Genomic DNA, 20,311 nt, shown 5'->3' with positions numbered 1-20,311 from the left:
AGAAAAATGGGTGCATTGACAGGTTTGCGGGTGCTGGATCTGAGCCGTGTGTTGGCCGGCCCCTGGTGTGGGCAAGTGTTGGCCGACCTTGGCGCGGAGGTGATCAAGATCGAACGCCCGAAAAGCGGCGACGACACCCGTGCTTGGGGCCCGCCGTGGATGAAGACCGACACCGGTGAGTCGTCCGGCGAGGCTTCGTATTACCAGTCGACCAACCGTGGCAAGTTATCCGTGGCCATCGACATCGCCAGCCCCGAAGGCCAGGAGTTGGTACGGGCGCTGGCGGCCAGTTCCGATGTGTTGATCGAGAACTATAAAGCCGGCTCCCTGGCCCGCTACGGCCTGGACTACGCGACCCTGGCCGAGCTCAACCCGCGCCTGGTGTATTGCTCTATTACCGGCTTCGGCCAGACCGGCCCGCGTGCCGAGGAGCCGGGCTACGACTTCATCATCCAGGGCATCGGCGGCCTGATGAGCATCACCGGCGAGCGCGATGACTTGCCCGGCGGCGGCCCGCAAAAGGTCGGCGTGGCGTTCTCCGACCTGATGACCGGCCTGTATTCCACCGTGGCGATCCAGGCCGCGCTGCTCAGCCGTGAGCGCACCGGCGTGGGCCAATACATTGATATGGCGTTGCTGGATGTGCAGGTCGCGACCTTGGCCAACCAAAGCATGAACTACCTGGCCTCGGGCAAGGTGCCGCAGCGTTATGGCAATGCCCACGCCAATATCGTGCCTTACCAGGTGTTCCGTGCCGCCGACCGCGACTTCATCATCGCCTGTGGCAACGACAGCCAGTTTGTCGCGCTGTGCCAGAGCATCGGCCTGGCGCATCTGCCGGACGACCCGCGCTTTCGCCGCAACGCCGACCGCGTGGCCCATCGCGAAGAGATTGTCGCGCTGCTCTCGGCGCACTTTCTGGGGCGCAGTGCCGATGAGTGGGTGGCGTGTATCCATGCCTCGAAGGTGCCGGTGGGGGCGATCAACTCCATCGCGCAATCCCTGGAAGAACCCCAGGTGATCGCGCGCAACCTGATGGTGAAGATCCCCCATCCGCAAAACCCGGAGTTCGCCATGGTCGGCAGCCCGATCAAAATGTCCGGCACCCCCGTGGAGTACCAGCGGCCGGCGCCGAGGCTGGGGCAGCACACCGACGACATCCTCGGCGAGCGGTTGGGCTTGTCACCGGAGCAACTGGCCCGACTCAAGGCCCGCGGGATCGTTGAACAGCAGGGTTAGACCAGGGTGGTGCGGTCGATCTGCGCGATGGACGTGACGCCAGTCAGGGTCATGGCCACGCGCATTTCCTTGGCAAAGATGTCCAGCAGGTTTTCCACGCCGTGCTGGCCATCGGCGGCCAGCGCGTAGGCGGTGGCGCGTCCCAGCAGGCACGCCTTGGCACCCAGGGCGAGCATGCGCACCACATCCAGCCCGGAACGGATGCCGGAATCCACCAATACGGTGAGGTCATCGCCCACTGCATCGGCAATCGGCGGCAAGGCTTTGGCGGTGGACAACACGCCGTCCAATTGGCGGCCGCCGTGATTGGAGACCACGATGCCATCGGCGCCGAAACTCACCGCGTCCTTGGCGTCCTGGGGGTCGAGGATGCCTTTGATGATCATCGGGCCTTTCCAGAACTCGCGGATCCACTCCAGGTCTTTCCAACTGATCGACGCGTCGAAATTGTTCGCCAGCCAGCCGATGTAGTCTTCCAGGTGGGTGGGTTTGCCCAGGTATTTGGAGATATTACCCAGGTCATGGGGACGGCCCATCAACCCCACATCGAAGGCCCATTGCGGCTTGGCGACGGCTTGCAGCATGCGTCGCTGTGCGGCGAACGGGCCGGACATGCCCGAATGGGCATCGCGATACCGTGCGCCGGGCGTGGGCATGTCCACGGTAAATACCAGCGTCGTCACACCGGCCGCTTGCGCGCGCTCCAGCGCGTTGCGCATGAAGCCGCGGTCCTTGAGCACATACAACTGGAACCAGATCGCTTGCGCGCTTTGCGACGCCACTTCTTCAATCGGGCACACCGACACCGTCGACAGGCAGAAGGGGATGCCCTTGTTCGCCGCCGCCTTGGCTGCCTGCACTTCACCGCGCCGCGCATACATGCCGGTCAGGCCGACCGGGCTGAGGATCACCGGCATGTCGAGTTCCTGGCCGAACACCGTGGTCTTCAGGCTCAGATTGTCTACATTGCGCAGGATGCGCTGGCGCAGGCTGATCTCGGCCAGGTCCGAACTGTTCGCACGCATCGTGTGCTCGGCGTAGGCGCCGCCGTCGATGTAGTCGAACAGGAAGCGCGGCAGCTTGCGCTTGGCGGCTGCGCGGTAGTCGGAGGCGGACGAGATGATCATTTTTAGAGGCTCCACGGGCAAGGTGGCTTCAGGATAGGCAATTCTCTGGCATGATAAAAACAACTTTTATCGCTGGCAGCCAGTCGCCAAAGGAATACTGATGAACCTGAGAACATTGCGTGCCTTTGTAGAAGTGGTACGCCAGGGTGGTTTTTCCCAGGCTGCCGAGGTGGTGTCCCTGACTCAATCCAGCGTGAGCAAGGCGGTCAAGACCCTGGAAGACGAACTGGGCACGCCGCTGCTCAATCGCCTGGGGCATCGCAACGAACTCACCGCCGCCGGCGAAATTGCCTACCGCCGCGCCCTGGTGCTGCTCGCCGAGCGCAATGACCTGGTGGCCGAGATCAACGATTTGTGCGGCCTCAAGCGCGGCGTACTGCGCATCGGCCTGCCGCCGGTGGGTTGCGGCGTGCTGTTCGCGACCATGTTCGCCACCTACCGCAGCCGCTACCCGGACATCGACATTGAACTCACCGAATACGGCAGCAAAAAACTGCGCGAGTGCCTGGAAGCGGGGGAGGTCGACCTGGCAGCGCTGCTGCTGCCGGTGGACGAAGACTTCGACTACCAGCCCGTGCGCAACGAACCGTTGATGGCCGTGCTGCCCATCAGCCATCCGCTGGCCGACCTTGAACGTATCGACTTTACTGACCTAGCCTATTCGCCGTTCATCTTGTTTGAAGCCGGCTTCGCCCTCAACGCCAAGATTCTCGCCGCCTGCGAGCGCAAGGGCGTCACCCCCAAGGTGACCGCCCGCAGCGGGCAGATCGACTTCATCATCGACCTGGTCGCCGCCGGCCTGGGCGTAGCCTTCGTGCCACGCATGCTGGCGCACAAACACCAACACCCCGGCATCGCCCTGATCCCCTTGGACGAACCCCACACCGACTGGCACATCGCCCTGGCCTGGCGCGCCAGCGCCCACCTGCCACCCGCCGCCCTGGCCTGGCTGGAACTGGCTAGGGAGCACGCCGTTTCAACCGGCCATCCGGTTTAATCACGCCGAGTGCCAGAGAAAGCTTGACTTCTCCTTTTCAATCAGTAACATACGGCGCATTCCGCGATAGCTCAGTTGGTAGAGCAAATGACTGTTAATCATTGGGTCCCTGGTTCGAGTCCAGGTCGTGGAGCCAGATAGCGACATAAAGAGAAGCCTGCAGAGATGCAGGCTTTTTTTTGCCTTGGATTTCTCTGAGGTTGATCAAAGCGCACAGCGTGACCAGCATGAAGCCGTCTCTAATCCTACGATTCAGAGGGAGCGGGGCGGGGAAAGGGGAGGATAACGTCAGTAAGGGGTCCAGTACGCTGAAGGCATTGGATGCCATGGGCCAGTTTATAAATGGCCCGACAGGCGATGCCAAATTTGGTAACAGCAAGCAGAGTTCCAGCGAGCAGGTTGTTGAGCAAACTAATCGTTCATCAACCCTCAAGGCGGGTAACGACGTCGATCTGTCGGCCGGTAACGATGTCACGATCAAGGGCAGCCAAGTGGGTGCGGGTCGCGACATCAACATCAAAGGTCGCGATGTCACACTCGATGTTGCTAAAGGCGGTGTCAGCCAGGAAAACACCCAAAGCCAGAGCTGGGGCGGAATTCATGGCGGCTCCAGCGGTGGTATCAAGGTGGGCGTGGGCGGCAGTCATGGCGTAGCCAATGAAGACCGTAATCGTGAGTCCGCTACTGCCACCAATCTGGATGCCGGTCGTGCGATCAATCTTGATGCCAGCAATGATCTGAACCTGATAGGGACGCAAGCCAAAGCTGGCCGCGATATCGACCTCAAGGCAGGAAATGACTTGAATATCCGTTCTGAACAGAACGGTGCTACCAACGACAGCAATCGAAGCAGCGGCGGGGGGGAAGTCGGCATTACAATTGGTTCCGAGGGCTTTGGCGTCTACGCTAGTGTCAGTCTCGGAAAGGGCAACCTGGAGCGTGATAGTAAGCGCCAACAAGATGCCTATCTCTATGCCGGTGATCGCCTAGGCTTCACCAGCGGCAAGGACACCAACATTGCGGGTGCCACTTTACGCGGTGATGAAGTCGTTGGCCGTGTTGGAGGTGACCTTAATGTCGCCTCGGTGGCAGACACGGGGAAGGTCAAAGGTAAAGAGTTCGACATCAATGCGACCGTTACCATTGGCCCGGGAGCCGGTGTCAGCGGTTCAGTCGGCTTTGGCCAGACCAGCGGCAAGACCAATTGGGTCGAAGACCAGACGCGGATTACTGCCAAGGACAAAGTGGACATCCGCACGGAGAATCACACTCAAATCGATGGAGCGCTGATTGCCTCGGATACCGGCAACCTAAAGCTGGACACCCGTACCCTCGGTTTCAGTGATATTGCGGGAGAAGACAAAGAACACGGCTACTATCTGAGCGTCGGCGGTACTTTCACGTCAGCTAACAGCAAGACAGCCACGACCCAGGATCCGACTCAGGTTGGTAAAGGCAAAGAAGGCGAGACCAGCGCAAGTATCAGCGGTTGGAAGTACGATAAAGAGCGAGAACAAGCTGTTCGTGCCACCGTGGGGGCGGGTGACATTGTCGTGCGCAATGATGCCGAGACAGGGGCTGACTCAACGGCCGGTCTGAATCGTGATGTCAGCAAAGCCTATGAGGTCACTCAAGACAAAGAGTCGCGTACAGATCTCTACGTCAGCAGTTCATCGGTCGAGGATGCACTCCATCCTGTCGATACGGCCAAGAAACTGGCCTTGGGCGTGTACAACTACGACAAGAAATCCAAGGAGAACTGGGACGCAGCCAGCACTGGCATGAACGCCATTATCAATAAGGTGGAGGCTGCTCTTGGTCGCAAGATGGATGCGGGCGCTCTTGCCATTGGCGGCAAGGACTTGGCGGAAAATACTCTTGAAGCGTTGATTCTTTCTGGCAAGAGCCGTGCCGATGCCATGGCAATGATGAGAGATCCGGGCTTTCAGCAGGGCGTGCTCGCGCAGCTCGACAACATCATGCACGTCAACGATGTTGTGCTGAAAAAGACGCAGGCAGACGTTGGGCCGATGGTGGATGAGTATATGTCGTCCGCTGCCGGGTCTTTGGTCATCAAGACACCAGTGGTCACTGAGGGTGAGCAAAACGCGCAACAAGCGACATTGTCACCCTTGATGTTGATAGTGCGGACGACCAGTACCTTACAGGTTTCAAGCCTGGAACGATAACCAGCTATCAGCAGTATCATGATAAGCAGGGAAGTCGGTTAAAATATGAAGCTGGGGAATGGAAAAACTGGGAGTGATGGTGAATGACTTTATTAGTTCCTGATCTTATGGCTGAGTTGAGTCCTGGCTTGAGTGCGGCTGGTTTTTATTTGGGCGAAGATTTTTCCTGTGTTCAGGAAAAAATTGGCGCTGTGGAGTGGTACGACTCAAACTCCGCTCTTAATAAAATTTTGCTCGAAAGTTCAGTTTGGATTGGCGTTCGAACGGCGGTGGGCTCCGCCATCGGTATAGGTGCAGTCGTGGAGTCTTTCAGCTATCGGAATGACTGGGTTTCATTGGATTTTGGGGAGGGCAATAAGCTATATAGGATAGTGGTTGGTAGAGGCTATCAAGGGAAGTTTAAAGTGGTTATGCCTGGCAGTGACCTACTGCTGCTTGAGGATTTTTACGAGTTGGATTTTAATGAAGTGGATGATGAGTTTCTGATTATTGAAAATGGTGAATATATAGAGGGGATTAGCTTTATTACCGACTATAGAGCACCCTTGGAGTATGAGTCTAATCAGAAGATCGAATTGATATCGGTGCATGACTGGTCGTTTCAATAGAAGTAAATTTGGAACCAAGTATGCTGGGGCGATCAAATAAAGAGTATAAACGCGGGCAGACCCCGCGCAGTAAGACCCCGCGCAGTAAATGGGGTCAGACCCTGAGGGATCCTTGATCACCGGTATCGATCTGAGCCGGATCACCGGGAAAGATCTGCTTGGCGCCAGCAGAATAATAGAGGCTTAAAAATGACCATTACCATGAGTGTTGAGATTGAGGAAGGCATTTCATTTGATGCGATTTCCGCGGTGATATCCAAGCTGGCGGGCGGGTATACAATTGAACAGGAATATTTGACTGGGAATTTTGATTGTTCAAATTGCTATTTTGCGTTTCGCCGTGTTTTTCCTCATGATGATGTTGCTGCCGAAGGCGTAGAGGCTAGCTGGAAAGTAAGTGTGCGAGGTGCGTTTCATGCGCCAATCAGATCTTTATCTGAGAGCTCAAAAGACATTCAGGATTTTCTTGTTGGGCTTTCAATAGAAACAGAACTGAGATTTGTACTCTCTTTTCAATATGAGAGCGTATATGCCGTTCGTGATGAGCAGGGTTTAAGGTTTGTAAATAGCATGGTTGTTGAACCCTGAGTGATCGCTGAGAATTTAAAGTCGCCACTTTGTCTTTGTTTTTTCTCAGGTTTTGTAGGTGAAGTGTGTTTGGGGAATATGAATTTTTGCTGGATTCAATAGGGTCAGAAGATTACTGGTCGGATGTAGGAATTGATGTCGCGGCCTCCAAGATCTCTCAGTTTGATAATTCAAGCTGGGACGAACTTGAATCTACTCTTCTGGCGAAGTCTGAAGTCTGGCGAGGTCGGTGCGCGGAGTCTCTCGGTGACTCGAATGATGAGCGGGCGTTGCGTGTTTTGCTAACGCTTCTAAAAGCTGGAGAGGAGTCGGTTGTCATTCATGCAATTGAATCAATTGAGTCAGTTTTTTTGGCTGGCTACATTCATGACAGGGCGCAGGTCTTACGCGCTCTAGATGAAGGATTTGAGGCAGAGAGCAGAACGTTGAAGCTAATGGCGGCTACGTTGGTCAGGAAGTTAAGTGAGGCATGAAGATTGCTCGGTAGCTGACAGAGGACGCCTCCTTTTCCTACAGGTCATTGTTTTGCCACGCTTTGACAAGCCAACCCAACCCGACTAACTTTCGTGGCGTGACGTATTCGCGTACTCACGCTATGCAGCGATTCTATTTCTCCAGCACGTTTTTCGTGGCCCAGTTGTGACTAGTCGGTAGCAAATGACTGTTAATCATTGGGTCCCTGGTTCGAGTCCAGGTCGTGGAGCCAGATAGCGACATAAAGAGAAGCCTGCAGAGATGCAGGCTTTTTTTTGCCTTGGATTTCTCTGGGGGGATCAAAGCGCACAGCGTGACCAGCATGAAGCCGTCTCTAATCCTACGATTCAGAGGGAAGCCCCATGAAAGTCGCTGCAGTGGTTTCAACCAAAGACGGCAGAGTCGGCGTAGCGAACGTCATGATTCAGCCCCTGGCGGATGACCGAAATACGCCTTGTAGGCGTGGTTGAAGTTGGCAGGGTTGGCGTACCCCAGGCGGTGGGCAATCTGCGCCACGTGCCATTTGCGCTGGCGCAGCAGGGTGCGCGCCAACTCCAGGCGCTGCTGGCGCACATAATCGAGCATCGATTGGCCGTACACCCGGCTGAAGGCACGTCTGAGGGTGGTTTCACCCACGCCCAGTTCCCGTGCCAGCGCCAGCGTGCCGGGTGGTTTCATCAGGTTTGCGTCGAGCTTGAAGCGTGCTTCATGTGCCAGGTCCGAATGGCTGCGCAACGGGGCCGTGGGCTTGGCCGGTTGTGGCGCCAGGTGCGTGGCCAGCTCGACCAGCACGGCCAGGCTCAGGCTTTCCTGGTTCAGCCGTTCCAACGCCCCCTGGTAGGGCGAGTGATAAAGGCGCTCGAACAAACGCCCGACGGCGCGACAGCCGTGCAGTTCTGAAAAGTGCATGCCATCGTCGAGCAGCCTGGCCAGCGATTGCAGTGACGGGTCTTCTTCGGCCAATTGGCGCAGGTAGTCGCCGCCGATGCGCAGCCCGGCCATGCGCGCACGGCTGCCGGCAGGCATCTGGTCCATGGCTTCCATGCTTTCGCTCAAGCCCAGCACATGGGGCGCGCCGGGGGTGTATTCATTTAGCCGGCCGTCTACCCGATGCTGCCATTGCCCACCCAGTACCTGCACGATGCACACGCTGTCGGGCAGCACCTTGTGGATGCGTAACGGTTCGGGGAACTGCAGATCGCAGTCGAAATACTGCAGGTGCGGCCGCACCGTCTGCGCACGGTAATGGCCGATCGCGCTGCCCATGACCTGCTGCGCGCTGTCATCGAATACACCGGCCTGGTCCAGGGCCTCTGGGTGATCGAAGCAGAAGTGGGTGTCCAGATAGGGGTTGCGGCGGTCCATTGGCAAAAGCGTCCGTCAGAGCGGGTGGGCAGCGTTGCATGATATCGACATCGGGCAGCCCGATCAGTTGTTGTGAGTCACGGCCTTATTGTTGTGCGCCACGGCCGTGCCGCTTGGCAGGCGTCGGCGCGTTGATTTCAATGGTCGGCTTTGAACTGTCGAGGAAACCGTAAATGTTGATATATCGCAAGTGGGCAGCGCTGCTGGGCCTGGTTCTGGCCGTGATCGTGGGGATCGCCCAGGCTGACAACCGCCCGGAAGTCGCGGAAAAAGTGCTGGCCTATGCCGGCGAAGGCGGCGTGAAAGTCTGGACCCTGCGCATCGGCACGCGCAGTGACAATCTGGCGCTGGTGCAGGTAGAGGGCGTGGACCACGACTGGAACATGAAGATCCAGAAAATGGCCGTGGAAAAGACCGGCAAGGACACCCGCTATTCCACCACCGTGGACGGCCAGAAGTTCGTCGTGCTGGTGCTGCGTCAAGGCTGGGGCGAGCTGTACTTGCCCGGCGAAGCTCAAGCGTTGAACGTTGGCTATGACGAGTTCCTGTCCAGCCAAGGCAATGCGCAGGCATTCCTGACCGATTATTTGCAGGCCAACTGAGCAGTGGGTCGATTCGCACGGTGGTCGTGGGCGCTGACGATACTGGTACTGCCGCTGGCCCTGATGGGGTGGGCCAGTCTGCAGAGCTGGCGCGCCGATGAAGTGCTGCGGGACGCGCAAAGTATCGACGGCGACTACGCCTGGCTGCGTGTGCGTCAGGCCCTGGCGGGGTTGGCGTACTGGCTGGCCATCGCCGCGTTGGTGGCCGGGCTCTCAACATGGCTCAAGATGCGGCTGGACGCATGGCGCGCGCGGCAATCCAAGGACTTTCTCTACGGCCGTCTGTTCCTCTGCTGGCGTGCTCTGGGCCACTGGTTGGTGGCCTACACCGGGCTGCTGGTCTGCGCGCTGGCGCTGTGCCTGCTGTATGAACTGAGCTGGGGCTGGAGCCACTTCAAGGCCGGCGGCTGGTTCATGCTGTTGGTGGCGGTGCCAGTGATTACCGTGCTCTGGACAGGCTGTCTGTTGATTGAGCGGTTGCGCCGGCAATGGCACGCCTTGGACCGGCCTTCCTCGGCGTTTCTGGGCCAAACCCTGGGGCGCGCCAAGGCACCGGCCTTATGGGCGTGGGTTGAGCAACTGGCCAATACGGCCGGTGCGCCGGTGCCCGACCATATCGTGGTGGGCATCGACCAGGCGTTTTTCGTCACCAGCGTCGATGTCGCGCTGCAGCCCGCCGGTGACGTGCTCAGCGGGCGCACCCTTTACTTGCCGCTGACCTACCTCTCGAGCCTGAGCCAGGCCGAAGCGGCGTCGATCATCGGCCATGAGCTGGGCCATTTCAGCAGTCGCGACACCGAACGGGGCAGCGAGATCGGGGCGCATTTCAGCCTGATGTGCCTGCACTTTTCGTATATCAGCGCTGGGGATGCCGACCCGGCGTGGGTCGAGCGCCCGGCAATCTGGATGACGCAGCGTTTCCTGCACCACTTTCAACTGGCGGTGCACCACTGGGGCCGCGCCCAGGAATTGGTCGCAGATAGGGTGGGCGGCAACATCGGCGGCGAGCGCTTATTCTGCCAGGCACTGTTACGGGTCATCGCGCTCGACGGTGAGATCCACACGCTGCTCACCGAGCGCCACCCGAACCTGATCCAGGCCCTTGCCGACCACCTGCTTCATACACCGCTGCGCTTGGACAAGGCAGCGCTGGACCATGCCATCGCGCACCCGTTCGATACGCACCCGCCGACATCACTGCGCATGCAGCAACTGGGCGTGCGACTGGATGACGACCTGCTGGCCCAGGCCACTCGCGTGCCTACCGAGCACGACCGCCACTGGTTCAGCCAACTCACCCATGCATCGTCCTCCGATGTCGGGCTGCCTGTATCACCGCCTATATCAATCGCTCAAGGAGAATGACCCATGACCCAACCCTCCGATCCGCTGTCGGATCTCGCCAGCACACTCAGTCAGGAATATGCCGACTCCCGCGAAGCTCAGCGCGAGCGTGCGATCGCCGAACTCGAGCAGGTCATCCATCGCGTGCCCGAGCAGACCGAATTCACCAATTCGCGCCGTTACAAGGTGCGCGGTCCGCTGTTTTTGCTGATTGCCCTGGGCTTGCTGGGCTTCGGGCTGCACCGAGGTTACAACGGCTTGGCCGTGTGTGCCGCGGTGATGGCCGTGGTGTTCGTACTGCTCACTTGGCAGCACCGCAACGCCGGGCAACATACCTTTATGCGCCTGACCCGCCGCCAGTTGTTTGTGGACACCTTGAGTGCGCCGGTCGATCTCGTCGAAATTGCCGACGTCAGCGTCAGTGAGGAAGGCTGGCTGACGGTACAGAAACTGATTTTGCGACCCGGTGCGCCCCTGCCTGTGCATCGCGCCACGCGACAGCTGTTCGGCAACCAGGCGCTGGCCCTGAACAAACCCCAGCCGCAGATCCTGATTCAATCCGCCGGCCTGATGCATGAGGGCCATACCCTGGATGACGACCAGATCGCAGGCATCCTCAACGCCTATTGCCAAGCCGCCCAGGCCCAACAACATCTTGATGCGCTGCGCCAGGGCACTCAGCGCGATTCCTGAGCGGTTGTACGGTAGAGCCGGTTCAGGGTTGTTGAAATTGCCTCGCTGCATTGACATCCAGATCCGCAAATCAACCTGTTGAGCATTCAGTTTATGACCGTGATCGCGCCAGTTGCGATGGCCGCGATCAACATCACCAGCACGGTGCCTAAGGTCCACTTCAGCGAGACCCGCTGGTTATCGCCATAGTCAATGTCCAGCAGCCCGCACAGTAGGTAAGTGGAGGCCACCAGCGGGCTGAGCAGGTGCACTGGCTGGCCGATCAACGAGGCGATGGCCATTTCGTGGGGGCCGATGCCGTAGTGGGCAGCGGTTTCGGCGAGGATGGGCAGCACTCCAAAATAGAACGCGTCGTTGGTCAGGACGTAGGTGAACGGCATGCTGAGCAGCGCGGTGATGACTGACATGCCGTGGCCAGCCTGCTCTGGCAGGATGGCGATCAGGTTATCGGAGATAGCCTTGATCATCCCGGTGCCGCCCATGATGCCGACGAAGATGCCCGCCGCAAAAATCAGCAGGGTCACGGCCAACACATTGTCGGCGTGCCGACCGATGACTTCCTTCTGCTGTTTGAGCGTCGGGTAGTTGATCAGGCAACCCAGGCCGAAGGCGACCATGAACAGGATCGGCAGCGGCATCAGGCTGAGCATCATCGAGCTGATGAGGGCGACCGTCAGGACCACATTGAACAGAAATTTCGGGTCGCTCAGGCGAACGTGTGCGTAGCCTTCGAGCACCTTGTCTTCGCTGACGCTGACAATACCCAAACGGCGGTATTCCATTCGACCTAGCCACCAGGCGGCAAAAATCACCCATACACCGCCAGCAATCATGATGGGAACCATCTGTAAAAACAGCTCGGTGATGTCGACGTGCATGGCACTGGCCGCTCGCGAAAACGGCCCGGCCCACGGCAGGATGTTCATCACCCCGATGGCCAGCAGTAGCACGGTGGCCATGACCTGCAAACGAATGCCGGTCAGACGATACAGCGGCAAAAAAGCTGCTGTGGCGATGATGTACGTGGTTGCGCCGTCGCCGTCCAGGCCAACGCACAACCCCAGCACGGCGGTGCCGACAACGATCTTGCGCGGATCGCCCTTGACCAGCCGCAACAGCACCTTGATCAGCGGGTTGAACAGACCGGCGTCGGTCATCATGCAGAAATACAGGATCGCGAAGGTCAACATGATGCCGGTGGGGGCGAGCATCTTCACGCCGTCGTACATCATGCCGCCCAGTTGCGTGGCGAAACCGCCGAGGCAACCGAAGAGGATCGGCACCAGCAGCAGCGCCACCAGCGGTGAAAGGCGCTTGCTCATGATCAGGTACATGAAGCAGACGATCATGGCGTAGCTCAGAAAGATCAACATGGGCATCCCTTTTATTGGTTTTGTAGGGGGCGAGCGCGGGACGGCTCGCGTTCTTCGGGCCGAACGAAGCCGGTGCAGCAGGCGCACAGGATTCAGCGTGTTGCGGGTTTAGTGGTGCGAGAACATCGGCTGGCCGCTGTGGGGCAGGTCGGCGACCAGGATGGAACCGGTAGAAGAGTCGGTGATGAACAATTGCCGATTGCCCTCGCCACCGAACGCCAGGTTGGTCAGGGTGCGGCCTTGGGTGCACGAGCGGATGCGGTACAGCGGCACGGCGTGAGGGTCGAACACCCAGACGCAGCCGTTACCGGCATCGCACACATACAGATTGCCTTCGCTGTCCAGCGCCATACCGTCGGCGCCACTGACGCCCCCGGCCATGGCGGTGAAAATGCCCGCCTTGCTGGTGCCGCCGTCGCGTTGGATCGGCAGGCGCCAGACAGCGTTGCCCCGAGTCATCGCCACGAAGAGCGCGTTCTGCGCGAGGTCCATGACAAGGCCGTTGGGGCTCGGGCCGTTGTCGATCAGACGCGTGAGGGTCTGCTTTTCCAGATCATAGGCGTAGACGCGACCGGTCGGGTCCTGCTGCCCGGTCTGGCCCTGATCGGTGAAGTACAGCTTGCCGCCGGCATCGAAGAATAGGTCGTTGACACCCTTGAAGCCTTCGCTGCGACTGTGAGTGAGGAACGGTGTCACCGCGCCGGTGTGCGGAACGAGCGTCAGGAGCCCTTGCTTGTAATCGGCGATGAAAATCCGCCCGTCGCGGTGGATTTTCAAACCGTTGGGCCAGCCATCGTACTCGGCGATCAACGTCCAGTGGCCTTGAGGGTCGATGCGCAGGATGCGGCCGTAGGGAATGTCGGTGACGTACAGGTTGCCGTCCCGGTCGAAGGACGGCCCTTCGAGAAAGCTTTTGACCTTCTGCCCTGGTTTGTTGGCGCGTACCCAGTCGGAGTCGCCGTCTTTCCAGAATTCTTCGGGCAGCGTGGTGAACACGCGGGTCGACAAATCGCGAGGCGGGGCATACAGGCTCACAGGATCAGCTCCTACGGGGGCGAACGGAAAGCACCGATCTTGCTGGTGACGAGACCTTTTCGCCTTATTGTTTTTGTTCTATCTGACAGAACGTTGTGTTTGCAGATAGAACAAGGTTCGACTTTATTTTTTCAGCTGTCAACCCACCGGGATTGTCTGTTTTTCATTTCGCCATTCATCACCAGGCACTCCCAACGCTCTCGGGAGCGCCCTGACGCATCGCTCGGGATGAGAGGCGTTGACAGTGGGATTTTGTCGGCTCATGATTATTTCAGAACAGTGTTCTGTCAGATAGAACTATTGCATTCCACCACCCGGAGACCCGGCGATGAACTCTAATAACAACCTGGACATCCTGATCAGCGAGGTCGGCCCCCGTGATGGCCTGCAAAGCATTAGCGCGACCATGCCCACTGCGCTCAAGCTTCAATGGCTGACGGCCCTGGCCGACGCGGGCTTGAAAGAGATCGAGGTCGGCTCGTTCGTGTCCCCCAGACTGCTGCCGCAAATGGCCGATGCCGCCGAGTTGGTGGCGCACATGCGTCAGCGTTCGGACGTGTTCGTTACCGCGCTGGTGCCGAACCTCAAGGGCGCCGAGGCAGCGTTCAACGCGGGCGTACAAAAGATCACCCTGCCCATTTCCGTCAGCGAGCCCCATTCACTGGCCAACATCCGCAAGACCCATCAACAGGTCTACGACGAAGTGCGCACGGTGATGGCCCTGCGCAACGAGCGCTTCCCGCACGTCGAGGTCGAGGCCGGGCTGTCGACGGTGTTCGGTTGCACGATTCAGGGCGAGGTGCCCGAGGACGACGTGCTGCGCATGGCCCTTACGATGGTCGAGCTGGGCGTCGATGAAGTCGGGCTCGCCGACACTGTGGGGTACGCCAATCCGGCGCAGGTGCGTCGCGTGTTCACCCGTCTGCGCAACGAGATCGGCAGCAAGGCCGGCAGCGCGCATTTTCACAATACCCGTGGGCAGGGCCTGGCCAATGTGGTCGCGGCGCTGGATGTTGGCGTCACCACCATCGATGCCTCTCAGGGCGGTATCGGCGGTTGCCCGTATGCGCCGGGGGCGTCGGGCAATATCGTGACCGAGGATCTGGTCTACCTGCTCGAGTCCATGGGCCTGCGCACCGGCGTGGACATCGACAAGCTGGTGGCCGCTCGCGCCTGGCTGAAACAGGGCCTGCCAGGAGAGCCGCTGTATGGCTTCATCCCTGACGCAGGCGTCGGCAAGAATTTCCATTACGCCGGAGGTGCGCGATGAGCCTGCTCAATCGGAACCTTCAGGCGCTGCCGCTGGCAGGCGTGCGCGTGGTCGAGTTCGTGCACATGGTCATGGGCCCGACCTGTGGGCTGGTGCTGGCTGACCTCGGCGCTGAAGTGATCAAGGTCGAGCCGACGCCCGAGGGTGACAACACGCGTCGCCTGACCGGCTCCGGCGCTGGCTACTGGATGACCTACAACCGCAACAAGAAAAGCTTCGCGGTCGACATCAAGACCGAGGAAGGCATGGCCGCGGTGCGCAAGCTGATCGAAAGCGCCGATGTGGTCACCGAGAACTTTCGTCCCGGCGCCATGGACAAGCTCGGCCTGGGCTACGAGCAGGTCAAGGCGATCAAGCCGGACATCATCTACAGCTCGATGAAAGGCTTTCTGCCGGGGCCGTATGAACATCGCACTGCGCTGGACGAGGTGGTGCAGATGATGACGGGCCTGGCCTACATGACGGGTCCCGAAGGCCGCCCGCTACGCGCCGGTGCCTCGGTCAATGACGTAATGGGCGGTATGTTCAGCGCCATCTCGATTCTGGCGGCGCTGTGGCAACGCAAAAACACCGGGGAAGGGCAGTTCGTGCAGACCGGGCTGTTCGAGAACTCAGCGTTTCTGGTGGGGCAACACATGATGCAGATGGCAACCACTGGCAAGCCTGCCGCGCCGATGCCCAGTCGTTTGTCAGCCTGGGCGATCTACGACGTGTTCAATACCCTGGGCGATGAGCAGGTGTTCATGGGCGTGGTGAGCGACAGCCAGTGGGTCAATTTCTGCCAGGGTTTTGGCTTTACAGAGCTGGGGCGCGACCCTGGACTGGCGAAAAACACCCAGCGCGTGCAGGCCCGGGCGAGGATTCTGCCGCAGGTCCGCGAGCGTCTGGCGCAAATGAGCAAGCAGGAGGTCATGGACCTGTGCGAGCAGACGGGCCTGCCGTTTTCGCCGATCCAGCGGCCGCAGGACCTGTTCGAGGACCGGCACCTGAACGAGTCGGGTGGGCTGGCCCATCTGACGCTGGAGAATGGCGACGCGGTCAAGGTGCCAATGCTGCCGTTCGAGATGAATGGTCGTCGCTTCAATACCCGCCTCAATGTGCCGCAAATGGGCAGTCACTCTGCCGAGCTGCTCGAAGAAATGGGCTACGCGTCGGGTGACATCGAAGCGTTGCGCGGGCGTGGCATCGTTCGCTGATACCGCTGGAAGGGATTCCTGATTCCTGTAGCTGACGGACATTCCCGCCGTCAGCCTTATAAAAATAAATGCTGAGGAAACCCGTCATGGCCATCGTCACGACACCCCCGCACAGCAGCGATATCAGCAGCGTGCGCTCCCTGGATGCCGAACAGACCCGCGTCCTGCACAAGGCCGCCTGGCGCTTGATCCCCTTGCTCGCGCTGGCGTATTTCTTCAATTACCTGGACCGCACCAGCGTCGGCTACGCCGCGTTGCAGATGACCGAGCAGTTGGGCCTGACCGCCACGCAGTTCGGCCTTGGCGCGGGCATCATGTTCTTCGGCTACTGCCTGTGCGAAGTGCCGAGCAATCTGGCGATGTACCGTTTCGGCGCCCGCCTGTGGATGGCGCGGATCATGATCACTTGGGGCCTGGCCGCTGCTGCCACCGCGATGATCGTCGGGCCGTACAGCTTTTATATTGTGCGCTTGATCCTCGGCATCGCTGAAGCCGGCTTCTTTCCCGGCGTGATTTTCTTCCTTACCCTGTGGTTCCCCGCGCAATACCGCACGCGGGTGTTGGCCTGGTTTACCGTGGCCACGCCGATCTCGTTTCTGGTGGGTGGGCCGCTGTCGATCTGGCTGTTGCAGATGCACGGTTTGCTCGGGCTTGCGGGTTGGCAATGGATGTTTCTCATCGAAGGGGTGCCAGCGTGCATCCTCGGTTTGATTACCTTGAAGGTGCTGACCAACCACCCGGCCGAGGCCAAATGGCTGACCGCCGAAGAACGCCATGTGCTGACCGGCATGCTCGCCGAAGAGCAGAGCAAGGGGCAGCACAGCCATGGCTTCAAGGCCGCACTCAAAGACCCACGCGTGTGGATTCTCAGCTCGATCACCTTCAGCTTCACCCTGGGCTCCTACGGCATCGGTATCTGGTTGCCGCAGATGCTCAAGGCCCATGGTGTCGAAGTCAGCATGATCGGCTGGGTTGCGGCCATTCCGTACTTCTTTGCCACTGTAGCGCTACTGATCTGGGCCAAACATGTGGACCGTACCGGCAAAGGCATTTTCAACCTGACCGTGGCCATGCTGCTGGCAGGCTTTGCGTTAATCCTGGCGCTGCGAATGGACGCGCTGGTTCCGGCACTGGCAGGGATTACTTTAGCGCTGATCGGCACGATCGCTGGCAAGACGATTTTCTACACTTTGCCGGGCAAGTTCCTGCGCGGGCAAGCCGCAGCGGGTGGAATCGCACTGATCAATTCCATTGGCGCGTTTGGCGGGTTTGTCGGGCCTTACCTGATGGGCTTTTTGAAGGACTACACCGGGTCGTTCACCGCAGGTCTGATGGTCATGGGCTGCATCATGTTCGTTGCCGCAGCAATGGTCGTCTCGCTTCGCTTCTTCCTGCGCGAGTAGTGAGCAGCGGCTGCACTTTTTTCAGAAGGGATCGGGCGGCTCTGATATTGTCTTGCGGGTTGGCGGGGTGGTTTGCGAATCATCCGCCGCCTGCGAGCGACGAATCGACAATGAGTGTCTATGACTACCGAATCTGAAAAAAACCTTTCCGACCAGGCCGCCAATGCCGAAGGCGGCGTGGCTGCCGTCGACCGCGCATTTGCCATTTTGTCGGCCTTCAGCATCGAGCAGGACTGTCTGGCCCTGGCCGAAATCGCGCGGCGGACGGGGTTGTACAAAAGCACCATCCTGCGCCTGATCGCCTCGCTGGAAAAAGCCGGGTTCGTCCGTCGCCTCACCGATGGTCGTTACTCGGTCGGCCCTGAGCCTCTGCGGTTGTCGCAGCTGTACCAGACCTCGTTCCGACTGCGCGACGTGATTCACCCCTTGCTGGAGTCGATCACTGAGGAAAGCGGTGAAACCTCTTCGTTCTACGTGCTGGAAAACGGCAGCCGCGTCGTGTTGTTTCGGGTCGAGCCCAAGCGTGCGGTGCGGGTTTCGGTGCTGGAAGGCGCGCGCTTTCCGTTGCAGGCCGGAGCGTCAGGCAAGATCCTTCGGGCCTTTTCCCGCGATGCGGAGCCTGCATTGACCGAGGTCCGCGAACGCTTCTGGGCCTGTTCCTTCGGCGAGCGGGACCCGGAAACTACCGCCGTATCAGTGCCGGTGTTTGCCATGGGCCATGAGTTGAAAGGGGCGCTGACCTTGTCCGGTCCGTCCGACCGTCTGCTCAAGGAACACATCGAACATGCGGCGTCGATCCTGTTGAGAAACGCAGCCATCGCCAGCAATGCGCTCGGAGGTAATGACCGAGAACTACGTGCAGCTCTGACACGTCTGGGCGAATCGATGGTCCGTCGTTAACCGGCGAGCGACCGCTTAGGGCCGATGTTGTGAGAGGCAGCAGTCGGCCCACCCAAGGCCGGCAATACCCATTCTCTTGGAGTCGGTAGTGGTACAAAGTTGTACATTTAATTGACGCCACTATATCGCCATCTTAAGATCGCCGCTCATTGATGGCACTACGCCATATAGAGGGATCTAGAAATGTGGCGTTTGGTACGCCGGACCAGGCTTGGCCTGCTGTCCGCTTGTTTTTGCCTGGGCTTCGCCGGGACGGCTCAAGGCGCGACCCCGCAGAGCACCCCGGGCGTCACTGATCTGATCCGTGATCGCCAGGATCGTCTGCTTCAAGAGCAACAACGCCGCCTCGACGAACTCAAGGACCTGCCCGGCAAAGCCGTCGCTCCTGCCAAACCGACGGCGCCTGCTGACACCCGCTGCTTCGCCATCAAGGCCATCGAACTCACCGGTGCCGACGCGCTGTCTGAACGCGAACGCAACGCGCTGATCCAGCCCTACATCGGGCAATGCCTGGGCGTACCGCAACTCAATGAGGTGCTTAAGCTCATCACCGACCACTACCTGGCCAAAGGACTGGTCACCAGCCGTGCCTACCTGCCGCAACAAGACCTCTCCAGCGGCGTGCTCAAGATCCAGGTAGTCGAAGGCAGGCTCGAAGGATTGAAGGGCGAGCAGGGCAGCGGCATCACCGACCGGCAACTCGCGATGAGTTTTCCAGGCAAAAAGGGTGAATTGCTCAACCTGCGTGAAATCGAGCAGATGGTGGATCAACTGAATCGTCTGCCCTCGAACCAGGCCCAGATGGAGTTGGCTCCCGGCAAAGAAGTAGGCGGCAGCGAAGTGCTGGTCAAAAATACCCCGCAGAAACCCTGGCGCGTCGGCCTGTCGCGTCACAACGGCGGCCAGCGCGCCACTGGCGAGCAGCAGTGGGGCGCCAGCCTGGATTGGGATAACCCTCTCGGTCTGGCTGACCAACTCTCCCTGCGCGGCGGCCACGATGCCGTCAGCGACCACCAGAAGACCTCGCGCAACTCGATGCTCAACTACAACCTGCCGTTTGGCTGGTGGAACCTCAATTACAGCTACAGCGAGACTGAATACCGCTCCCTCGCCCAGGCCAGCGGCTTCAACTTCAAGCAGTCCGGTGACAGCCAGAGCCACCAGTTGCGCTTGGAGCGGGTCGTCCACCGCGACGCCCTGAGCAAGACTTCTCTGAGCACCGGCGTGGCCTACCTGCGCACCAACAACTTCATCGAAGACAGCAAGCTCGCCCTGAGCAGCAACCGCCTCAGCGAAGCCCAGTTTGGCATCAACCACGGCCGGCGCATCGGCGGCTCGTTCCTCAATGTCGACCTGGGCATGCAGGACGGCATTGGCGCTTTCGACGCCCAGGCCAACCACAACCCACGACCCGGCCAGGCGGATGCGCGCTACCGCAAATACACCGCGACCCTGAGCTACCTGTACCCGTTCAAGTTGTGGGGCGAGTCATTCAGCTTCAGCAGCCTGATGACCGGCCAACGCAGCGAAGACGTGCTGTTCAGCCCGCAACGCATGAGCCTGGGTGGGCAGTCCTCGATTCGCGGCTACAAGGATCAAAGCCTGTCCGGCGACAGCGGCGGCTACTGGCGCAACGACCTGCGCTGGAGCCGCCCGGTGACCTGGGCCTGGATGCAGCCGGTGTTCAGCGAATACGGCACCAGCCTCGGCTACGACCAGGGCGTGATCAGCCATGGCCGCTACAACGCCGAACAGCACGGGCGCATGACCAGCAATTCCCTGGAACTGTTTGCACGCGGCAAGAACGTCGCGGCCACAGTGACCTTTGCACACTCTTTGGAACGACCGGGGCCAATCACTGAACGTGAAGCGCCGATCTACTTCCGTATGGATTTCTTCCTTTAATTT

At 59.6% G+C, this 20,311-nt stretch carries 17 protein-coding genes and 1 tRNA gene; 14 read left to right on the top strand and 4 right to left on the bottom strand.

Annotation, left to right across the window (positions count from 1 at the left end):
* The first annotated feature begins 6 nt into the window (after positions 1 to 6).
* Entirely contained in the window at positions 7 to 1,239 is a 1,233-nt protein-coding gene (locus LUU92_RS19920; RefSeq protein ID WP_071490737.1) for a CaiB/BaiF CoA transferase family protein, read from the top strand.
* Here LUU92_RS19920 and lldD read toward each other — a convergent pair.
* Positions 1,236 to 2,366, bottom strand: a complete 1,131-nt coding sequence (gene lldD, locus LUU92_RS19915) for an FMN-dependent L-lactate dehydrogenase LldD (protein WP_058424979.1) — start codon at positions 2,364 to 2,366, stop codon at positions 1,236 to 1,238. The two genes, LUU92_RS19920 and lldD, sit on opposite strands and share 4 nt — an antisense overlap.
* 100 nt (positions 2,367 to 2,466) lie before the next feature.
* Here lldD and LUU92_RS19910 point away from each other — a divergent pair, with 100 nt between their 5' ends.
* The 5 genes from LUU92_RS19910 to LUU92_RS19890 all read left to right on the top strand — a co-directional run bounded on the left by LUU92_RS19910 (position 2,467) and on the right by LUU92_RS19890 (position 6,748).
* The gene (locus LUU92_RS19910) at positions 2,467 to 3,363 is read left to right on the top strand and encodes a LysR family transcriptional regulator (protein ID WP_257102545.1); all 897 of its coding nucleotides are present in this window, start codon (positions 2,467 to 2,469) and stop codon (positions 3,361 to 3,363) included.
* A 60-nt stretch (positions 3,364 to 3,423) separates the two neighbouring features.
* Positions 3,424 to 3,499, top strand: a tRNA-Asn gene (locus tag LUU92_RS19905).
* A gap of 190 nt (positions 3,500 to 3,689) precedes the next feature.
* Positions 3,690 to 5,552 carry a hemagglutinin repeat-containing protein gene (locus LUU92_RS19900; RefSeq protein ID WP_257102544.1) on the top strand — a complete coding sequence of 621 codons (1,863 nt, stop codon included), beginning with the start codon at positions 3,690 to 3,692 and terminating at the stop codon, positions 5,550 to 5,552.
* 83 nt (positions 5,553 to 5,635) lie between these two features.
* Positions 5,636 to 6,160 (top strand): hypothetical protein, encoded by a 525-nt coding sequence (locus tag LUU92_RS19895; protein WP_257102543.1) that lies wholly within the window; start codon positions 5,636 to 5,638, stop codon positions 6,158 to 6,160.
* A gap of 189 nt (positions 6,161 to 6,349) precedes the next feature.
* The gene (locus LUU92_RS19890) at positions 6,350 to 6,748 is read left to right on the top strand and encodes a hypothetical protein (RefSeq protein ID WP_257102542.1); all 399 of its coding nucleotides are present in this window, start codon (positions 6,350 to 6,352) and stop codon (positions 6,746 to 6,748) included.
* 891 nt (positions 6,749 to 7,639) lie between these two features.
* Here LUU92_RS19890 and LUU92_RS19885 read toward each other — a convergent pair.
* The gene (locus LUU92_RS19885; protein ID WP_092243278.1) at positions 7,640 to 8,587 is read right to left on the bottom strand and encodes a helix-turn-helix transcriptional regulator; all 948 of its coding nucleotides are present in this window, start codon (positions 8,585 to 8,587) and stop codon (positions 7,640 to 7,642) included.
* 173 nt (positions 8,588 to 8,760) lie between these two features.
* On the opposite strand from LUU92_RS19885, the gene LUU92_RS19880 reads away from it, so the two are divergent.
* From LUU92_RS19880 to LUU92_RS19870, 3 genes are read left to right on the top strand one after another with little or no spacing between them, the layout of a single operon-like run.
* Positions 8,761 to 9,189, top strand: a complete 429-nt coding sequence (locus LUU92_RS19880) for a hypothetical protein (RefSeq protein WP_257102541.1) — start codon at positions 8,761 to 8,763, stop codon at positions 9,187 to 9,189.
* Positions 9,190 to 9,192: 3 nt separating this feature from the next.
* Positions 9,193 to 10,554 (top strand): M48 family metallopeptidase, encoded by a 1,362-nt coding sequence (locus LUU92_RS19875; protein WP_257102540.1) that lies wholly within the window; start codon positions 9,193 to 9,195, stop codon positions 10,552 to 10,554.
* A 3-nt stretch (positions 10,555 to 10,557) separates the two neighbouring features.
* The gene (locus LUU92_RS19870; protein ID WP_257102539.1) at positions 10,558 to 11,226 is read left to right on the top strand and encodes a hypothetical protein; all 669 of its coding nucleotides are present in this window, start codon (positions 10,558 to 10,560) and stop codon (positions 11,224 to 11,226) included.
* 86 nt (positions 11,227 to 11,312) lie between these two features.
* Here the strand turns inward: LUU92_RS19870 and LUU92_RS19865 are convergent, their stop codons facing one another.
* Both LUU92_RS19865 and LUU92_RS19860 read right to left on the bottom strand, forming a co-directional pair.
* Positions 11,313 to 12,599 carry a CitMHS family transporter gene (locus LUU92_RS19865; protein WP_257102538.1) on the bottom strand — a complete coding sequence of 429 codons (1,287 nt, stop codon included), beginning with the start codon at positions 12,597 to 12,599 and terminating at the stop codon, positions 11,313 to 11,315.
* 108 nt (positions 12,600 to 12,707) lie between these two features.
* Positions 12,708 to 13,634, bottom strand: coding sequence for an SMP-30/gluconolactonase/LRE family protein (locus LUU92_RS19860; RefSeq protein ID WP_222540140.1), 927 nt, complete (start codon positions 13,632 to 13,634; stop codon positions 12,708 to 12,710).
* Positions 13,635 to 13,962: 328 nt separating this feature from the next.
* Between LUU92_RS19860 and LUU92_RS19855 the strand changes: the two genes are divergently transcribed.
* From LUU92_RS19855 to LUU92_RS19835, 5 genes are all read left to right on the top strand, one after another.
* On the top strand, positions 13,963 to 14,904 hold the full coding sequence (locus tag LUU92_RS19855; protein ID WP_071492792.1) for a hydroxymethylglutaryl-CoA lyase: 942 nt from the start codon (positions 13,963 to 13,965) through the stop codon (positions 14,902 to 14,904).
* The gene (locus LUU92_RS19850; protein ID WP_071490726.1) at positions 14,901 to 16,100 is read left to right on the top strand and encodes a CaiB/BaiF CoA transferase family protein; all 1,200 of its coding nucleotides are present in this window, start codon (positions 14,901 to 14,903) and stop codon (positions 16,098 to 16,100) included. The genes LUU92_RS19855 and LUU92_RS19850 overlap by 4 nt, the downstream gene beginning before the upstream one ends.
* Positions 16,101 to 16,186: 86 nt before the next feature.
* A complete protein-coding gene (locus LUU92_RS19845; protein ID WP_058424970.1) occupies positions 16,187 to 17,503 on the top strand; it encodes an MFS transporter in 1,317 nt (438 codons plus the stop codon).
* 120 nt (positions 17,504 to 17,623) lie between these two features.
* The gene (locus LUU92_RS19840; protein WP_102592320.1) at positions 17,624 to 18,403 is read left to right on the top strand and encodes an IclR family transcriptional regulator; all 780 of its coding nucleotides are present in this window, start codon (positions 17,624 to 17,626) and stop codon (positions 18,401 to 18,403) included.
* A 183-nt stretch (positions 18,404 to 18,586) separates the two neighbouring features.
* On the top strand, positions 18,587 to 20,308 hold the full coding sequence (locus LUU92_RS19835; protein ID WP_257102537.1) for a ShlB/FhaC/HecB family hemolysin secretion/activation protein: 1,722 nt from the start codon (positions 18,587 to 18,589) through the stop codon (positions 20,306 to 20,308).
* Positions 20,309 to 20,311: the final 3 nt, after the last annotated feature.

It is taken from the genome of Pseudomonas extremorientalis, assembly GCF_024584605.1.
Taxonomy (GTDB): Bacteria; Pseudomonadota; Gammaproteobacteria; order Pseudomonadales; family Pseudomonadaceae; genus Aquipseudomonas; species Aquipseudomonas extremorientalis.
This window is presented reverse-complemented; position numbering and strand designations above follow the sequence as displayed.

Coding starts and splice junctions, on each gene's coding strand:
- LUU92_RS19920 (WP_071490737.1), top strand. CDS start 7: ATGGGTGCATTGACAGGTTTGCGGGTGCTGGATCTGAGCCGTGTGTTG.
- lldD (WP_058424979.1), bottom strand. CDS start 2,366: ATGATCATCTCGTCCGCCTCCGACTACCGCGCAGCCGCCAAGCGCAAG.
- LUU92_RS19910 (WP_257102545.1), top strand. CDS start 2,467: ATGAACCTGAGAACATTGCGTGCCTTTGTAGAAGTGGTACGCCAGGGT.
- LUU92_RS19900 (WP_257102544.1), top strand. CDS start 3,690: ATGGGCCAGTTTATAAATGGCCCGACAGGCGATGCCAAATTTGGTAAC.
- LUU92_RS19895 (WP_257102543.1), top strand. CDS start 5,636: ATGACTTTATTAGTTCCTGATCTTATGGCTGAGTTGAGTCCTGGCTTG.
- LUU92_RS19890 (WP_257102542.1), top strand. CDS start 6,350: ATGACCATTACCATGAGTGTTGAGATTGAGGAAGGCATTTCATTTGAT.
- LUU92_RS19885 (WP_092243278.1), bottom strand. CDS start 8,587: ATGGACCGCCGCAACCCCTATCTGGACACCCACTTCTGCTTCGATCAC.
- LUU92_RS19880 (WP_257102541.1), top strand. CDS start 8,761: ATGTTGATATATCGCAAGTGGGCAGCGCTGCTGGGCCTGGTTCTGGCC.
- LUU92_RS19870 (WP_257102539.1), top strand. CDS start 10,558: ATGACCCAACCCTCCGATCCGCTGTCGGATCTCGCCAGCACACTCAGT.
- LUU92_RS19865 (WP_257102538.1), bottom strand. CDS start 12,599: ATGTTGATCTTTCTGAGCTACGCCATGATCGTCTGCTTCATGTACCTG.
- LUU92_RS19855 (WP_071492792.1), top strand. CDS start 13,963: ATGAACTCTAATAACAACCTGGACATCCTGATCAGCGAGGTCGGCCCC.
- LUU92_RS19850 (WP_071490726.1), top strand. CDS start 14,901: ATGAGCCTGCTCAATCGGAACCTTCAGGCGCTGCCGCTGGCAGGCGTG.
- LUU92_RS19845 (WP_058424970.1), top strand. CDS start 16,187: ATGGCCATCGTCACGACACCCCCGCACAGCAGCGATATCAGCAGCGTG.
- LUU92_RS19840 (WP_102592320.1), top strand. CDS start 17,624: ATGACTACCGAATCTGAAAAAAACCTTTCCGACCAGGCCGCCAATGCC.
- LUU92_RS19835 (WP_257102537.1), top strand. CDS start 18,587: ATGTGGCGTTTGGTACGCCGGACCAGGCTTGGCCTGCTGTCCGCTTGT.